We start from the raw sequence: 13,801 nt of genomic DNA on the forward strand, positions 1-13,801 counted from the left end.
CACGCGTTGCGCATGGCGGCCGAGGGCGCCGTCGCCGCCTACGAGCACATCGTCGGCGAGAGCTGGAGGCCCTACGAGCGACAGGTCGAGAACCCCGGCCAGGGCGTCAGCCGGCAGGCGGCCGATCTGCAGATGGCGGCTCTGGGCTAACTGCCACCGGGCGGAGCTTCGGCTCCGCCCGGCCTTCTTCGTACGGCGGGTTTTGCGATAAACTCATAACGTAGCAAGTCCCAGGATTAGCGCGGCTCTTGAGCTTTGCTCCACAGGGACAAGCCGCCAACGCAGACCGCAATGGCGGAGCCGCACGCCATGTAGAGGGTTGCCTCGGAGGCTCCGGGCACCATTGTCGGCAGCAGATATATGGCAAGGCCAAACCCACTCGTAAGCAGGGTCGTGAAGGCTTGCGGCTTGCACGCGGCCGATCATCGTGGTGTCCACGACTGTCAGAAGATGGCCATTGGCTGCCGCTCGGGCCACGTTCCAGAGCATGCCGGCCACGCAATAAAGAACCACGGCGACTGCCGGACTTGTAGCCAGGGAGAACAGAATCAGGGAGGCGCCCGCCGCAATCAGGATTGTGGGCGTAAGGTTTCGGAGGCGTTCGGCAATTGATGGAATGCCGACAACCGCCAATGCGACCATCCCAGCGACAGCGGCTGTCATCTCGAGCAGTCCGAACAGTTCGCTGTCTCCGCTGAGTGATCGGGTCACAAAACCTGGAAGGAGCAGATTGGTGATCTGGATCACGGCAAAGGCCAGGCCGACAGTTACCGCCGCCGAGAGGCTGTATGGATTGTTGAGCAAATAGCTCAGGGCCTGCCTCGAAGCGGGAATGAGGCTGAGCCGCTGCGACGATTGAACATTGCCGGCATGCGACGTGATCATCTTCAGCATGGGAAGACAGGCCAGCGCCACCAGTGCGAACAACAGGGCAGACATGGGACTGCCGAGCCTGTCGATGGCAAGTCCGGCAGCACCTGTTCCGATCGCTATGCCAGCCTGGTTAAAGAGGGAGAGCCGAAGGGCGAATCCCATGCGCTGGGCTTCTGGGACAATCGCCTGCAAAATGCCACTCAGCGATCCCGCCAAAAGCGCGAACCCGAAGGCTCCCAATACGCCGGAAACGATGAGAAGCACTGGCGACAGAGATTCTGCGACAATTCCGGTGGCAGCGAGAAGGAACAGCCCCAAGGCCCTGATCATCTGCCCTGCCACCGTGACGGTCCGCCGATCGTGCCGATCGACCAGATGACCCGCGACCGGCGCAAGCAACAGACCCGCCACACTGGATGAAAGCAGCACCAGTCCCACCAGCCGAGAGCCGCCACCATGGAAAGCTATCCAGGCAGGCAGAACGATTCCGACACCCACGATAAAGAAAGAAGCGGACGAAAATGCAATGAATAGCGGTCGTTCAAAAGCTCTCACGCGGTATCCAGCCTGATCAACATTGCTGCGCCCGGCACCCGATTCGGTAGCAGGCCCCCTGGGCCTAAAAGCAATAAATGAGAAAAAGCAGGCAGACCACCTGATGCGGCCGTGCCAACCGCGGTCAGTCACGAATGTTGGTCCTGCTCCGGTCCTCGTTCCGCGAAACGGCTTCGCCGTCCTCCACTAACGTTGCGGCCCTCAAGCGACGTGTCCCTTCCTTCCGATTGCTCTTCTGCGGGTTCGCGGGCCTGCGGTCCTGCGCTGTCGGACCTCGTGACGGCCGCGATTGGCGCGGCCTCGAACGGAGGTCCGGAAAATGGACAGGAAGAGCAACAAATCCCGCGTCGATATCTACGCGAAGATCACCGACCGCATCGTCGCGGAGCTGGAAAAGGGCGTGCGTCCGTGGGTGAAGCCGTGGAGCGCGGCGAACACTACGGGGCGTATCACACGCCCGTTGCGCCACAATGGATTGCCATATCAGGGGATCAATACCCTGCTTCTCTGGTCGGAGGCGGTTTCGAGGGGTTTTGTTTCCCCGACCTGGATGACGTTCAAGCAGAGCGTCGAGCTGGGCGGTCATGTCCGCAAAGGCGAGACCGGCTCAATGGTTGTCTATGCCAGCCGCATCGTGCGCACCGAAACCGATGCCTATGGCGAAGAGGTCGAGCGCGGGGTCCCGTTCCTCAAGGCCTATACGGTGTTTTGCGCCGACCAGATCGAAGGCCTGCCCGCGCAGTATTACGGCAATCCCGCGCCAGAGTCAGACCCGGTGGAGCGGATCGAACATGCGGATGCCTTCTTCGCAAATACCGGGGCCGTCATCCGCCACGGTGGCGACAAGGCGTATTTCAATCCGGCTCTCGATATTGTGCAAATGCCGCCGTTCGAGAGTTTCCGCGACAGGCCCAGCTACTATGCGACCCTCGGACACGAAATGACCCATTGGGTCGGCTCGGAAAGCCGGCTTGATCGCAACCTCTCCCGTTACCACAAGGATCGCGAGTTCCGGGCCCACGAAGAGCTCGTGGCCGACCTCGGCGGCTGCTTTTTAGCAGCTGACCTCGGCATCGTGCCAGAGCTCGAGCCGCGGCCTGACCATGCCAGCTACCTGGCAAGCTGGCTCGAAATCCTCAGGAACGAGAAGCGATTCATCTTTGCCGCGGCGGCCCATGCCCAGCGTGCGGTCAACTATCTGCATGATCTCCAGCCGAATGCGACGCACAGCGCGGAGGCTGCATGATGCTGCATTCTCCGATCCATGTCGGGGGTGGCGCAGAGCCATCCTATCTTGCAGCCGGCCGAGGATCCGCCATTGGCACCCGGTCAGTTCGGGTCGTACCCCAGCGGGCCGAGCCAGATCAGCCGGCCCCTGCCGACGTCCCGCTCGGGATAGGTATTTCCGTGACCGTGTTCGCGGCCATCCATCCTTAAGCGGCAGACGCCGGACCCTCGGAGTTTCGCCAGTCGGCCGGTCGTCAACCGACCGGAGTGATGGGACGGGTGCGTCCCTTTCCGGCTGTGGTTGTCGGTCGTTCTGCCATGATGATGCGTCACGGGCCGGGCTTGATGGCGCCTCACCGTGGCTGCGGTTGCGGGGATCATGCCGCTAGGGTTCGCCTGTCGTCTGGCCGGCGGTTTCATGGAAGGGCGCACCACCTGCGTCCTCGATGGGGCTGTCTGACCGAAGGCCGTCTTCGCTACGCTACGCCTCGTTCTCAAGCCCGCAACAGCCGGTCGCGACTTTCTTCCCCTGTTGGCTTCGCCGCCATTCCGCGCGGAACAAGAAAGCCTCGCCCTGGCTGCCCTCCACTGCGTTGCGTCCCCTGCGGGGTGCGGGCCGATCGCCTCCGGTCTGTCGACCGCCATCGAGGTCGCGGTGGTCGCGGCCCGAGAAACTCACGGAGACGACATCATGGCTACCATCGGCACCTTTACCTCAAACGGCAACGCCGGCTTTTCCGGCGCCATCAAGACCCTCAACCTCAACGTCAAGGCCAAGCTGATCCGCGTCGAGAACCCTTCCGACAAGGGCCCTCACTTCCGCGTCTACTCGGGTAACGTCGAACTGGGAGCCGCCTGGCAGAAGGTCTCCAACGAGGGCCGCGACTACCTCTCGGTCAAACTGGACGACCCGAGCTTCCCCGCGCCGATCTACGCCACCTTGATCGAGGTGGAAGGCGAGGAAGGCCTGCAGCTGATCTGGTCTCGCCCCAACCGGGACTGATCGCCTCGACGAGGGCTCCGCCGCACGGCGGGGCCTTCGGCCGTTCCCAAGCGAACGCCGGCAGGCGGAAGGAGCACCAAGCGCCGCCTTTCGGGGGTGCTGCTCCTCGCCGTCCATAACGGAGAACCACGGCAGTTGTTGGCATGAGGTCGGCGCAGTCCACATGGCACCCGGGGCTGTCGGTCCCGCGTCCGCCTGCAGCGGCGCTATGCTGACGCTCCTACTGCCGCCCTGTGAAACCGGGCTCAGGGCCACGAACTTTCTCCAGCACCCGAACTGACTGTACGCCCTCGTTTGCTTTGGTTGGGAGAGAGGCGCGCGTGAGCAGCCACTCTGCAACCTCACTGTGTGAGGCTCCACGACCGCGATTTAATTTGGTGACTTCTCAGCGGCAAGGATGCCGAGTGGCCGAGGCTGAAAACCATGCTTAAAAGCCTCAGGCCCGGCGACCAGGTGCTAGCCGTTGCCACTGATCGCATCGCCCGCAATCTCCTTGACCTACTCACCATCTTGCGCGCCATCTAGAGCAGCGCGCTGGCCTGCGGCCTGCTGGACGAGCCGTTTATTGACACGACGATCGGAGATGGCTGATCTCATCATGTTCGTCGTCGGCTGGGCCGCGTACTGACAGCGCCGCAACATTCTGCTACGCACGTTTGATGCCCTGATCCTGCCGCCGTCCCCCAGGCACCTGCGCCAACGAGAAATCTTCCATCGCGCCCCTTGAACCGTCTCGGTCCGGACAGCACATTTGCGATGGTTGCCGGGCGGAATGCTCGTCCAAAGCGGTGGTTCGTGAACTGGGAGGAACGCATGGATGCGGAGGAGTTCGGCAGCCCCATTTTCGTGAAGCGTGCGCCCTATATCGTGCAAGAGATTGCGAGCCTCGCGGACGCCATCGATTTCCTCAGCGACTGGCCCGAGGATCAAAGAGATCTGATCCACCAGACCGCCCTTCAGGCCTGCTATGACGCAGAGGATGGGCACAAACCGTTAAGCGCCGCACACCACGCCTTTATCGATTTCGCCAGGCAGGTCGCCATCCTAGAAGATCCAATCTCCGCCATGCAGTGGATCGCCGCCTGCAAAAAGCGGCGCGCGTAGGGACAGGTTGGGTTGTAGCTAAGCTTGGGGGCATTCCGTTCAGATTTTCACCGATCGCGGACAAGAGCGGAAGAATCTCCATCATCGCCGGTAATTCCGGAAAACAGGGATGACAGTGCTTATGGCGATCGGCTGGCCGCCGCGGCATCGAGTTGGCCTTTCGGGCCTGCGATCTTGCGCGATGTCGCCAGCGCTAGTCCGGATCACAGTCGCGATATCCGCGCCGGCGCTTGGCGCGCTGAAGCTTCATTGATGCGGTGGCCGCACCGTCTTGGCTATCGAAGGTTTCCATCATCGACTGGCCGCTGGTCCCGATGCGGCCCCAGTTGCGAATGACGGATGCTCCGCCGAACAAGGTCGGTTGGATCGCAACCATATAAAACCGCCGCATGTTCTGCGAGGGGTCGATGCGTCGAAGATGAACGGGCCCTCCCTCTTCGTTTTCCATGGCCACAGTCTCACTTGGCTTGGAAACGGCGTCCAACGAGTTCTTTGAATCCAACTAGCTCGACCGATTCATTGCGGTTATGGGTGCGCGGTCGCTTCAGGAAGGTCATGATCACTGCGGTGGCCAGCAAGCTCGTCGCCGCACTGTGCATGATCGAAGGCGCACGCGTCGGACCGTCACGACGTAAGCGCGCAGCAATTCGGCCCCGAGCCTATCAGACCGCCGGAACCAGGTGGACGGTCCCTTTGCGGCGTTAATCGTCGGTATCAAGACTGCTCTCATCGCCTGACCCTTTGGCGGCGTGGCGGGATCATGTGCGGCCGTTTGAGCGGCGACCGGACAGGGCCTAGACCTCGTGCCTCTGGTTTCGTGGCGGCATCGATCGTGCCGCTTGTGCCGGATGCATGGCCGACATTCCGATATCTCCAGTATCGTTCTTCTGGAACGGATGCCCGGACCCTCCCTGAACGGCCTCTCTTAAGATTGGTCTGTCTGATGCCGGTCCGGCGTTTTGCCTGCAACGGCTTCGCCGACCTTCTTCCCTTGTGGCTTCGCCGCATTCCTCGCGGGACAACAAGCTCGGCTTCCGCCGTCCTCCGCTCCGCTGCGGTTCAGTGGATGCAGTCGGCGGACCGTCGTCTAGCGACCGCTATCGAGGCCGCACAGGGCGGCTTCGGACAAACCGTCAGGAGCACACGAACATGCTACTATCGGCAACTTCCAGCTGGCCGGCGAAGAATTCAACGGCGAGATCGCACGCTTTCCCTCCAGGCCAAGAAGGTCCGGATCGTCCCCGATACGCGCGCCAGCGGCGAAAACGCACCCAGCCACCGCGTGCTCGTTGATCGAGTCGAGTTCGGTGCCGGCTGGTCCAAAAGTCCAACGAGGGCCGCGCCTATCTCGCGCCTCAAGCTCGACGATCCGAGCTTCACCGTCCCAATCTATGCCAACGTCGTTGCCGACGAAGGCGGTCAGAGCTACAGCCTCATCTGGTCTCGGCCCGAACCGTCGCAACGGCGACTGACGAACACCAAAGGGCGCCCCGCAAACAGCGGGGCGTCATTCAGATCGCCCAGCTACTCAGCGCCTCAGATCGATAGCTTGACGCGCCATGGGGCGGCTTCGGGCAAACCGTAAGAAATCGAACGCCAGGCGTCCCGGCGCGATTCTTGCTTGTCAGGCGGCGATACTCAACGATCCGCGCTCGCGGATTTTTTGATACTTTACTTTGTATGCTCAGCCTTGCAATCATGAAGAGTGAGTCTGAACGGAGGAAAAATCGAGCACAAAAAAACCGGCGCGGAGGCCGGCTTTTCTAGGGAATAGGCTACAGGAGTTGGCGCTCCTGATCTCGCCGATGATTTAGTGAGACCGTAGCCCATCTTTCCCGGCATTGCAAGAAAAAATGCGCTTCCGCGCCACGGCTTTGTACGGCCTGGCGAGAGGAAAGAAATGGATCTCTATTCAACGTTGAGCCTATGGCTCACGAACATTCGGTCTTTGGCCGAGCTGGACGATTTTTGCCGGCAGATATGGAAGCTCTACGGCGAGGAGTTGCTGGGCGAGGCCGATGCGGAGCGGCTTTGCGAGAAGGCTGAGCGACAACGCGCCAACCTCAAGAAGGCCCCTGCGGATGGTCGCGCACTACCCCGCTCCTCTTATCCGCAACGCCCTCGCAGTGAGCGAGGCCGCCGCGAAGCTGCCAGCGGCTTGCGAGATCCCGTGCGATGGAGACGCAAGCGGCGGCTCGCCCGCATGCAGGCTATCCGGCCCGAGTTCGCCGGCGAGTTCACCGAAGGCGAAAGCGCGGCGCTTTACATTGTCATGTGCGACTGCCGGCAGCACGGCAACTGCGACCGATCGGTAAAGGAAATCGGCGATCGCGCCGGCGTCGGGCCGACAACGGTGCGCAATGCGCTGCGCAAAGCCGGCACGCTCGGCTTGCTGCGCGTCACCGAGCGCAGGCAATGGCGCGCCAGGAACCTCACCAATCACATTGTTGTCGTGCATCGACGTCAGATCGCCTGGATTGCGAAATTTCGGCCCAATCTCGGCCTTAAATTTTATCCGACAGCCTTCAAAAAAGCGGCGTCCACAGGAAGCTCCCGCAATAAATATAGCAAAGGACCGTTTAACAGCCGATCCGACTTGGCGCCGGAAGGGTCGAAGCCATTCCCCAGTCACGAATCGCCGACCGGCTGACGCCCTAGCCGCCAAAACCACGCTTGCCGCGGAACCCTAAACGCGGCACGAGGCTGTCTTTAAAGCAGCCTTTGCGATCGGCCGCGCCACATCAAGCCGGTTGATGCTGGCCGTCGGGTTCCCGAAACAAAAAGGTCGCCGGATCGCGGCCGAGCGCCTCGCCGACGGCGGCGATCGTGTCGACACTGATATTGCCGTTCGCGCGCTCGAGCTTGGTGAAAGTGATCTCCGAGACGCCCAGGAGCTCCGCCATTTGGTGGCGGACCAGGTTGCGGCGCTTGCGCTCGCTGTCGATGATGGCGGCGAGGCGGGCGCGGATCGATGTTTCGGTGAGCTTATGCGCCCATGGTTCCACCGCCGCGCGGCCGACCAGAAGTGTCGCGATCGATACCTGCAGCGCCTGGGCCATCTGTTCGACCGTGCGCAGGGTCACGTTGTTTCGTTTTCTCATGGTGCGGATGTAGGTGCGGTATGCCAGCCCTTGACCAGGCGACGTCTTGAACAGTTCCGCCATGTGTTGATGGCGAAGCTTTCGCTTACGGCGCTCGGTTTCGAGGAACCAGGCGATATTGTCCCGAAGCGGGTTGTTCACCTCGCCCGCTTCGTTTGGCAGCATGAATCTATGTATTCGCACGAATCCGCCTGTTCGGTCTGCCCTTTTCCCTGAGCAAAATCCATAGTAAAGTGTCAAAAACGCTCAGAGGTAAAGGGCCCGCACCATGCTGAAATATCTCGTTGTGGGCGCTGTCGCGATCGCCGGCGCCGCGTCTGTTCCGTCCCAAACATTCGCATCCGAGTGGGGCTGCCAGGTCCTGCTTTGTCTGTCTGGTGACTGGCAGGGCACGCCCTCCTGTGATCCGCCGATAGATCGGCTGATCGACGCCATGGGATTGCCCGGGTTTTCGTGGCCGACTTGTCCGCAGGCCAATTCGTCCGGCGCCGGCTACGATCCGTACGAGGCCTGCCCGCAGGGGTGGATGCCTTACGCGCCGGCTAGCGACCGGCCGGGACAAGGGCAGGCCAGCATGTGCCGAATCGCGGCTGGCAATCTCGGTCAGCCTGCCAACTTTGGAGCGCGGCATGGTCAGGCCGACGGAAGCCATGCGATGACCATCCAGCTCGGCGGCCGCACCGTGCCGGTCCAGCTTACTCATGTCTCCAGCGGAGCACATAACGATCGAACGACCACCTATTACGACATACAACGCCCGCGCCGCGCGAAGCCTTACTACATCGAGTACGACGACGCGAACGGGCTGCGGCAGCGCACCTGGTTCAACCTTAGCAGACCATAATCTTGAGTCACTCCGGCTAGCTAAATTAGTTGCACGAAAAGAGGCAGTTACCCCGATGAAAAGCGTCAACAGGTTCACCATTCATGGCAATGTTGGGTCGGTAGCGCCCTTCGACAAAAGCACGAGGGTCAACATTGCCACCAATCGCAATTGGAAGGACGAACAAGGCGTTGCCAAGGAAGCCACGGACTGGGTCCAGGTAACGGTCCTCGAGGAGAAGCAAGCCGCCTGGGTGGCGGAGAACGCCAAGCCCGGCGATGTCGTCTTCGTCGAAGGCCGCATCAGCAACAACTCTTTCAAACGCAACGGCGAGACAGTTTATACGACGGACCTTATCGCGTCGACGTTCAACGTTTTTCCGAAGCCGTAATCATGTTCAATGCGGGACCCTTATCATGGCGGCGGCATCCGGAACATTGGTTGGCATAGGCGGCACGCTCGCATTCTATCCGACTCAAGGCCAGCTCTCCGCGGCGATTGCGTCCGAACCCTCGCTGTGTCCGAAACTGGCCGCGGCCGGCGTTGAGATTCCATCGCCGGCCGAGGCTTTGGACGCTTTCCGGCGAGCGAAAAATACTGATCAAGCGACGTTGCGCATCGGAGAGTGCTCGAAGAACATCATGGGACCCGGCGTGCAATGCGCCGTGAAGTACAAGCTTCGCACTTCCTGGAAAGGCGAAGGTGATGGCCTGGTCGCATTCTCCAGGGGACCGGATGGCTGGCAAGCGATGCTGCTTCAATGATCGTCTGCATGCCAACGTCTGGTTTCGGCTCAGTTCCCGGGTCGATCAGCAAACCCCTCGAAACCCTTCCTGCAGTGATCGCCGCTCGTGGCACCGGACTCTTCGACGCGCAATCGGGTCCATCGAAGGATCTTCTTTTGTGTCGCCGCAATTCCCATGCCCAAAGAGCCGGAGCCGGAGCGCGCCTCCAATAGCGCCGTAGGGACGGCGGAGGCCGGAGATAACGGGTCGCTGGCGGTTCCGGCGCTACAGAAGCCGTCCGCCTGGCGCGGGCCCGGTTCGCGGCGCTCACTTGTGTGGGGTGCAATAGACGCCTTGGGATACCAGAAGGACGGCGCCACCCTTCAATTCAGTGAGGGCACCCACCCAGGCGTCAGAATAGGTGCGACTGGCGTCCACCGCCGTCAGCCAGATGACCCGATTGTCGGCAAGCTCCACCTTGACCTCGCTTTGGAGAGGGCTTGCCTGCACCGTTTGCTGATAATGCCGCTTGATGCGGACATCGCCGCTGGCAAACTCGACGTTGTTGTTGTCGTAATTGAGCAGGAATGGAGCCTCGGCTTGAGCGACCTTGCAGGAGCCGTCGCGTTCACACACGATTTTTGCTGCCGTGGCGCAATCCCAACGCAGTCCCGCGGGCCACATCGGATTGCTGCCGGCCTCCTTGGACTGATCACCTGGAGCGGCGGCGCCGAGGCTCACCGCCGCCGCTACGGCCACCAATACTGCCCTAATCATCCGTTCCGCACACCTTACCTCTCGGCACCATCAAGATCAGCTCGCGCTGTAGCATCATGCCGACGGAGGCAAGCGCGCTGTAATGCGCCAGCGTGGCGGCTGCCGCATCAAGCGCGGCCTCGCAGCCGTCTCGCGTCGAGATCTCGGCCAAAGCTGCCCTGAACATCACTGTCCTGTCCGGTTGATCGCTCATAAATTGACACTACACTTTGGGTTCAGTTATGACAATTGCCGGGCAGGCGGTTGGCATAAAACCGGTTCATCGAAGGTCCCCGAGCTATGATCATATCTGCCGCTATCGCCAAAGGTGGCACTGGAAAATCGACCCTGCTGCGCGCGCTGGCATCCGTCGCCCTTAAGCGCGGCTACGCGGTGACACTCATCGACGGCGACGTTCGCCAAAACATGAGCCGGTGGGCTCAGATGCTCAAGGAGGCCGGCAATCGTCCCGAGACACTACAGCTCGTCAGCGCTACGACGCCGCGCGAGATCCTGGAGGCGGCGGAGCGCCATAATGGCGACCGTAACCTGGTGCTGATCGACACCGAGGGCACCACGAACGACAATCTCATGGCCGGGCTATTTGCTTCCGATATCGTCGTGGTGCCGATCTTCTTCGCGCTCGATGACGTGACCGCCGCAATCCAGATCACCGACCACTACATCCCGCTCGCGGTCGAAACACGCGGCCGGCCGCTGCCAGCCGTGTTTGTCCTGACAAAACAGACCATCATCGATGCGAAGGCGAGAGCCTTGAGCGAACTGCGCGCAATCATTCAGGCGAACGGCACGCCGATCGCCGACCATGAGCTGCAAAACCGTGTCGCCTATCGGGACCTGCAAAGCGGCCAGACACTCTACAGCCCAGATCAGCCCGACACGAAGGCGATTGCCGAAAGTGAAGGGGTCTTCGACGATGTACTGAAGACCTTCACCGAAGCAATGGGGCAGGCCGCATGACCGACAAGAGCCTCCCGGAGTCACAGGACGACAAGAAGGCTCGCATGATGAGAGCGATCTCCACTGAGCCGCCGGCGCTTCCGAGCATGTTCATCGCTCCCAAGACCGATCCCGCCTCTCAGCCGCTTGCCGCCGCACCCGCGGCGGCATCGGAGGCCGAAGCTGCGGCGGCGTCACCGCGGCCGGACTTCCGCAAAATGCTGCGACAGGGCCAGAAGAAGGATCCGGTTGCCGGCAAGAAGATTCGCGACGAGGAAATGGTGCGCTGCGGCTATTACCTTACGGCCGGCGAACAGCGCCAATTCAAGCTGCTCGCGATCAGCAACGGCCACAGCATGACCGAGTTGCTGCGCCAGGCGGTGCAGGACTACATCAGGATCCATAAGCACAAGCTGCCAAACGATTAGGATAGCCCGCCCCGGGGCACGCCTCCACAGGGTTCCAGAGAGCGCTGGGGGCTACACGACCGAGGCCGGGCCATCGATGCTCGGCCCGGCGCAAATCGACCGTGCCCGTCGGCCTCGGGCGCGTGGCTCAGCTTATCCGGCTACCCATGCCAACGGGGGTCGCCGCGATCCCGATCGTACGAGCTCACGTTCCCTGCTCGTTGCGATTTGTCCCCATGTTAGCATGATGATTCCGCAGCAAGGCCACATGTTGAAAAAGAAACATGTCGATAAGTCGGCTTGTCTCTAAGTTGACGATGCAAGATGTTTCCGATGTGGCATGTTTCCTTGCTAACATGTGCAGATATTGTGAAATGAAATCTGGGGTGATTCAGATTATCACCGCAAAGATATTTTGGTGATGTTGTTTTTTGTCTTTGGCAGGATAGCCTTTTTTGTGTTACACACGAAAAGACGCGGCGCGGCCCAAGGGCCTTAGCGCCCGCAAGCGGGCTAGAAGATGACACCCAACAGTGGCCAAACAGAAAGTCAGAACGCATCCAGGCGCTATGGCGAAGTGCTGCATGTGCGCTTCTCAAGCGTCGAACTGGAGCGGCTGCGCGCAATGGCTGACGGGGAGTCGGTGACGGTCAGCGAAGTCGTTCGCCGCCTTGTTCGGACCGAGGCGGGGTTTCTGCCGGCGGCGACGGGGGAGCTGCGACCCGCCATTGAGGAGGCCACCGACCAGCTTCGCCGCGTCGGTGTGAATTTCAACCAGGCGGTCCGCGCGATGAACGAGGGCCGGGTGCCGTATGACGAAGACCTCGAGCGCGCCTTGATCGCCATTGGCGAGCTCGTGCGTCGGTTCCGCGAAGAATTGAAGGCGATGATTGCGAGGCCGCGCAAGCGCAGCGAGGTCAAGGCATGAGCGGTCGTCTCGCCGGATATGCTGCCGAAATCGAACGCTATTTGCGCATACCGGGCGCTGGCGATCTCGAGGAGCTTAACGATGATAAGCTTTTGCAATCGGCTGGCCGGGAGACGGCCGATCGTCAAGCGATGAACATCCGTGCGAGTGGCGTGACCCAGGCCCGCGTGGCTTCGCCTATGGCTGGCGTGCAATCGTCGATTGGGAGTGCGAAGCACCGCGGAGCGAGCTCCCGCGTCGCAAAGGCACCTGTTTCGTCCTCAGGTCGAGGAGGACCGCTCAGCGCGATACCGCTGTCTGTGGGCACCAGCGGGAGTCTGCGTTCATCCAGCGACGCAAATGGGGCGATAGCGATTTTCGGCCTCACACTCGGCGCTTTCGTCAAGGAAGAGGAAGAAGAATGGCGGCGCCGTGGCGGGGGCGGCGGAAGGTCGGGCGCGCTCCCGTCCACTCGACACTCGGCTCGGTCGACGCGAGAGGCGAGGGGGATTGCCGCGCGAGCGGCCTTTGCCGCGGGCGCGCAGCCAGCCGTGTTCAAGGTCCTGTCGAGTGCGGCCAACGCTAAGCAGGCCGGCGCCTTGCTCGCCTATATCGGCGCACGCGCCAATGAACAGGGCGAGAAGCGCGACATCGAGATCTTCACCGATAGCGGACAGGGGCTTGCGAGTGCGCAGGACCGTCGCGGCTTTCTGCATCAATTCACCCAGGCATTCGAGCCGCAGCTTGAGAATACGAATTTCATCGAGGTGCGGTTCGAGCTCGCCGGCGACGTCACGGACGAAGCGCTTAGTGAGGCTTTGAACGCGGCCTTTGGATCAAAGCCGTTCGTGTATGCTCGCACGGGTGACAGCGTCGCCGTTTATGGCCACACGGGAGAACGCGCCGGACCACTTGCCAAGATTCTAGCGGCCGGGCGGGCAAATTCGCGCGGCAAAGCGCTCGACAAGATCGAAGCCGGCTTCAGCGAAGCCATGGGGAAGGCCGGTATTCGCGCGGTAGTGACCGCGGCCGTCGGCAACGAGCGCAAGGCGCAATATTTTCTGCAAAAGTTTATTCGGGCGCACAACCAGGTTCGCCAGGCGAATGGACAGGCGGTTTCCAGCAAACAGCCGACGAAGGCGGCCGCGGCGATTTTTGAGGAATGGCGGTCACAACTTTCCGGCCGGGAGCGGCGCAATGCCTATCACCTGCTTTTCTCGGCCCGGGCTGGTACGGACGCGGAAGCCATCATGGCGGCCGCGCGTGCGGTGCTCGAAGAACGCGCTCCGGGGCACAAATTCGTGCTTGCACACCATGCCGAGACCAAGCACGTCCATATCCACGCGATGCTGCAGGCGCG

General features: G+C 61.5%; 18 protein-coding genes. 13 read left to right on the top strand and 5 right to left on the bottom strand.

Translation table 11 applies throughout. The annotated features are described in order from the left end of the window. Nucleotides 1–213: 213 nt before the first annotated feature. Complete coding sequence (locus EOC06_RS19025; protein ID WP_245329709.1) at nucleotides 214–1,428, bottom strand: MFS transporter; 1,215 nt, start codon at nucleotides 1,426–1,428, stop codon at nucleotides 214–216. 319 nt (nucleotides 1,429–1,747) lie between these two features. On the opposite strand from EOC06_RS19025, the gene EOC06_RS19030 reads away from it, so the two are divergent. From EOC06_RS19030 to EOC06_RS19045, 4 genes are all read left to right on the top strand, one after another. Further along, the gene (locus EOC06_RS19030; protein ID WP_128308506.1) at nucleotides 1,748–2,674 is read left to right on the top strand and encodes an ArdC family protein; all 927 of its coding nucleotides are present in this window, start codon (nucleotides 1,748–1,750) and stop codon (nucleotides 2,672–2,674) included. 672 nt (nucleotides 2,675–3,346) lie between these two features. Beyond that, the gene (locus EOC06_RS19035; RefSeq protein ID WP_095488746.1) at nucleotides 3,347–3,658 is read left to right on the top strand and encodes a DUF736 domain-containing protein; all 312 of its coding nucleotides are present in this window, start codon (nucleotides 3,347–3,349) and stop codon (nucleotides 3,656–3,658) included. Between the two features lie 423 nt (nucleotides 3,659–4,081). Continuing rightward, nucleotides 4,082–4,183 carry a hypothetical protein gene (locus EOC06_RS45135; RefSeq protein WP_095488745.1) on the top strand — a complete coding sequence of 34 codons (102 nt, stop codon included), beginning with the start codon at nucleotides 4,082–4,084 and terminating at the stop codon, nucleotides 4,181–4,183. A gap of 288 nt (nucleotides 4,184–4,471) precedes the next feature. After that, nucleotides 4,472–4,762 carry a DUF982 domain-containing protein gene (locus EOC06_RS19045; protein ID WP_095488773.1) on the top strand — a complete coding sequence of 97 codons (291 nt, stop codon included), beginning with the start codon at nucleotides 4,472–4,474 and terminating at the stop codon, nucleotides 4,760–4,762. A 193-nt stretch (nucleotides 4,763–4,955) separates the two neighbouring features. On the opposite strand, the gene EOC06_RS19050 is transcribed toward EOC06_RS19045, so the two are convergent. Beyond that, nucleotides 4,956–5,210: a WGR domain-containing protein gene (locus EOC06_RS19050; protein WP_095488744.1), complete on the bottom strand. Its 255-nt coding sequence runs from the start codon at nucleotides 5,208–5,210 to the stop codon at nucleotides 4,956–4,958. Between the two features lie 618 nt (nucleotides 5,211–5,828). Here EOC06_RS19050 and EOC06_RS19055 point away from each other — a divergent pair. Together EOC06_RS19055 and EOC06_RS19060 are read left to right on the top strand one after the other, a co-directional pair. Then, on the top strand, nucleotides 5,829–6,347 hold the full coding sequence (locus EOC06_RS19055; RefSeq protein ID WP_245330044.1) for a DUF736 family protein: 519 nt from the start codon (nucleotides 5,829–5,831) through the stop codon (nucleotides 6,345–6,347). A gap of 315 nt (nucleotides 6,348–6,662) precedes the next feature. Continuing rightward, a complete protein-coding gene (locus tag EOC06_RS19060; protein WP_128308507.1) occupies nucleotides 6,663–7,412 on the top strand; it encodes a hypothetical protein in 750 nt (249 codons plus the stop codon). 91 nt (nucleotides 7,413–7,503) lie between these two features. Here EOC06_RS19060 and EOC06_RS19065 read toward each other — a convergent pair whose 3' ends face one another. After that, nucleotides 7,504–8,028 (bottom strand): helix-turn-helix domain-containing protein, encoded by a 525-nt coding sequence (locus EOC06_RS19065; protein WP_128308508.1) that lies wholly within the window; start codon nucleotides 8,026–8,028, stop codon nucleotides 7,504–7,506. A 103-nt stretch (nucleotides 8,029–8,131) separates the two neighbouring features. Between EOC06_RS19065 and EOC06_RS19070 the strand changes: the two genes are divergently transcribed. The 3 genes from EOC06_RS19070 to EOC06_RS19080 are packed head-to-tail and all read left to right on the top strand — an operon-like array spanning nucleotide 8,132 to nucleotide 9,450. Further along, nucleotides 8,132–8,707 carry a hypothetical protein gene (locus tag EOC06_RS19070; protein ID WP_128308509.1) on the top strand — a complete coding sequence of 192 codons (576 nt, stop codon included), beginning with the start codon at nucleotides 8,132–8,134 and terminating at the stop codon, nucleotides 8,705–8,707. Nucleotides 8,708–8,762: 55 nt separating this feature from the next. Then, complete coding sequence (locus EOC06_RS19075) at nucleotides 8,763–9,077, top strand: single-stranded DNA-binding protein (RefSeq protein ID WP_095488740.1); 315 nt, start codon at nucleotides 8,763–8,765, stop codon at nucleotides 9,075–9,077. A 25-nt stretch (nucleotides 9,078–9,102) separates the two neighbouring features. Continuing rightward, entirely contained in the window at nucleotides 9,103–9,450 is a 348-nt protein-coding gene (locus EOC06_RS19080) for a hypothetical protein (protein WP_128308510.1), read from the top strand. A gap of 288 nt (nucleotides 9,451–9,738) precedes the next feature. Here EOC06_RS19080 and EOC06_RS19085 read toward each other — a convergent pair whose 3' ends face one another. Beyond that, the gene (locus EOC06_RS19085; protein WP_245469774.1) at nucleotides 9,739–10,170 is read right to left on the bottom strand and encodes a hypothetical protein; all 432 of its coding nucleotides are present in this window, start codon (nucleotides 10,168–10,170) and stop codon (nucleotides 9,739–9,741) included. Nucleotides 10,171–10,180: 10 nt separating this feature from the next. Further along, nucleotides 10,181–10,354, bottom strand: a complete 174-nt coding sequence (locus EOC06_RS40225) for a hypothetical protein (protein WP_206631209.1) — start codon at nucleotides 10,352–10,354, stop codon at nucleotides 10,181–10,183. Nucleotides 10,355–10,467: 113 nt separating this feature from the next. On the opposite strand from EOC06_RS40225, the gene EOC06_RS19090 reads away from it, so the two are divergent. The 4 genes from EOC06_RS19090 to EOC06_RS40840 form a co-directional block, all read left to right on the top strand. Then, a complete protein-coding gene (locus EOC06_RS19090; RefSeq protein WP_128308511.1) occupies nucleotides 10,468–11,148 on the top strand; it encodes a ParA family protein in 681 nt (226 codons plus the stop codon). Then, nucleotides 11,145–11,555, top strand: a complete 411-nt coding sequence (locus tag EOC06_RS19095; RefSeq protein WP_128308512.1) for a hypothetical protein — start codon at nucleotides 11,145–11,147, stop codon at nucleotides 11,553–11,555. The genes EOC06_RS19090 and EOC06_RS19095 overlap by 4 nt, the downstream gene beginning before the upstream one ends. A 556-nt stretch (nucleotides 11,556–12,111) precedes the next feature. Further along, nucleotides 12,112–12,462 (top strand): hypothetical protein, encoded by a 351-nt coding sequence (locus tag EOC06_RS19100; RefSeq protein ID WP_128308513.1) that lies wholly within the window; start codon nucleotides 12,112–12,114, stop codon nucleotides 12,460–12,462. A 530-nt stretch (nucleotides 12,463–12,992) separates the two neighbouring features. Continuing rightward, nucleotides 12,993–13,801 (top strand): relaxase/mobilization nuclease domain-containing protein (locus EOC06_RS40840; RefSeq protein WP_206631210.1); only part of this gene is annotated, 809 nt, incomplete at its 3' end.

It is taken from the genome of Mesorhizobium sp. M7A.F.Ca.MR.362.00.0.0, assembly GCF_004023175.1.
Taxonomy (GTDB): domain Bacteria; phylum Pseudomonadota; class Alphaproteobacteria; order Rhizobiales; family Rhizobiaceae; genus Mesorhizobium.

What these genes read in the sequence shown, in the direction of transcription:
- EOC06_RS19030 (WP_128308506.1), top strand. Translation starts at nt 1,748, where the DNA reads ATGGACAGGAAGAGCAACAAATCCCGCGTCGATATCTACGCGAAGATC.
- EOC06_RS19035 (WP_095488746.1), top strand. Translation starts at nt 3,347, where the DNA reads ATGGCTACCATCGGCACCTTTACCTCAAACGGCAACGCCGGCTTTTCC.
- EOC06_RS19065 (WP_128308508.1), bottom strand. Translation starts at nt 8,028, where the DNA reads ATGCTGCCAAACGAAGCGGGCGAGGTGAACAACCCGCTTCGGGACAAT.
- EOC06_RS19050 (WP_095488744.1), bottom strand. Translation starts at nt 5,210, where the DNA reads ATGGAAAACGAAGAGGGAGGGCCCGTTCATCTTCGACGCATCGACCCC.
- EOC06_RS45135 (WP_095488745.1), top strand. Translation starts at nt 4,082, where the DNA reads ATGCTTAAAAGCCTCAGGCCCGGCGACCAGGTGCTAGCCGTTGCCACT.
- EOC06_RS19080 (WP_128308510.1), top strand. Translation starts at nt 9,103, where the DNA reads ATGGCGGCGGCATCCGGAACATTGGTTGGCATAGGCGGCACGCTCGCA.
- EOC06_RS19045 (WP_095488773.1), top strand. Translation starts at nt 4,472, where the DNA reads ATGGATGCGGAGGAGTTCGGCAGCCCCATTTTCGTGAAGCGTGCGCCC.
- EOC06_RS19095 (WP_128308512.1), top strand. Translation starts at nt 11,145, where the DNA reads ATGACCGACAAGAGCCTCCCGGAGTCACAGGACGACAAGAAGGCTCGC.
- EOC06_RS19075 (WP_095488740.1), top strand. Translation starts at nt 8,763, where the DNA reads ATGAAAAGCGTCAACAGGTTCACCATTCATGGCAATGTTGGGTCGGTA.
- EOC06_RS19070 (WP_128308509.1), top strand. Translation starts at nt 8,132, where the DNA reads ATGCTGAAATATCTCGTTGTGGGCGCTGTCGCGATCGCCGGCGCCGCG.
- EOC06_RS40225 (WP_206631209.1), bottom strand. Translation starts at nt 10,354, where the DNA reads ATGTTCAGGGCAGCTTTGGCCGAGATCTCGACGCGAGACGGCTGCGAG.
- EOC06_RS19055 (WP_245330044.1), top strand. Translation starts at nt 5,829, where the DNA reads ATGCAGTCGGCGGACCGTCGTCTAGCGACCGCTATCGAGGCCGCACAG.
- EOC06_RS19090 (WP_128308511.1), top strand. Translation starts at nt 10,468, where the DNA reads ATGATCATATCTGCCGCTATCGCCAAAGGTGGCACTGGAAAATCGACC.
- EOC06_RS19060 (WP_128308507.1), top strand. Translation starts at nt 6,663, where the DNA reads ATGGATCTCTATTCAACGTTGAGCCTATGGCTCACGAACATTCGGTCT.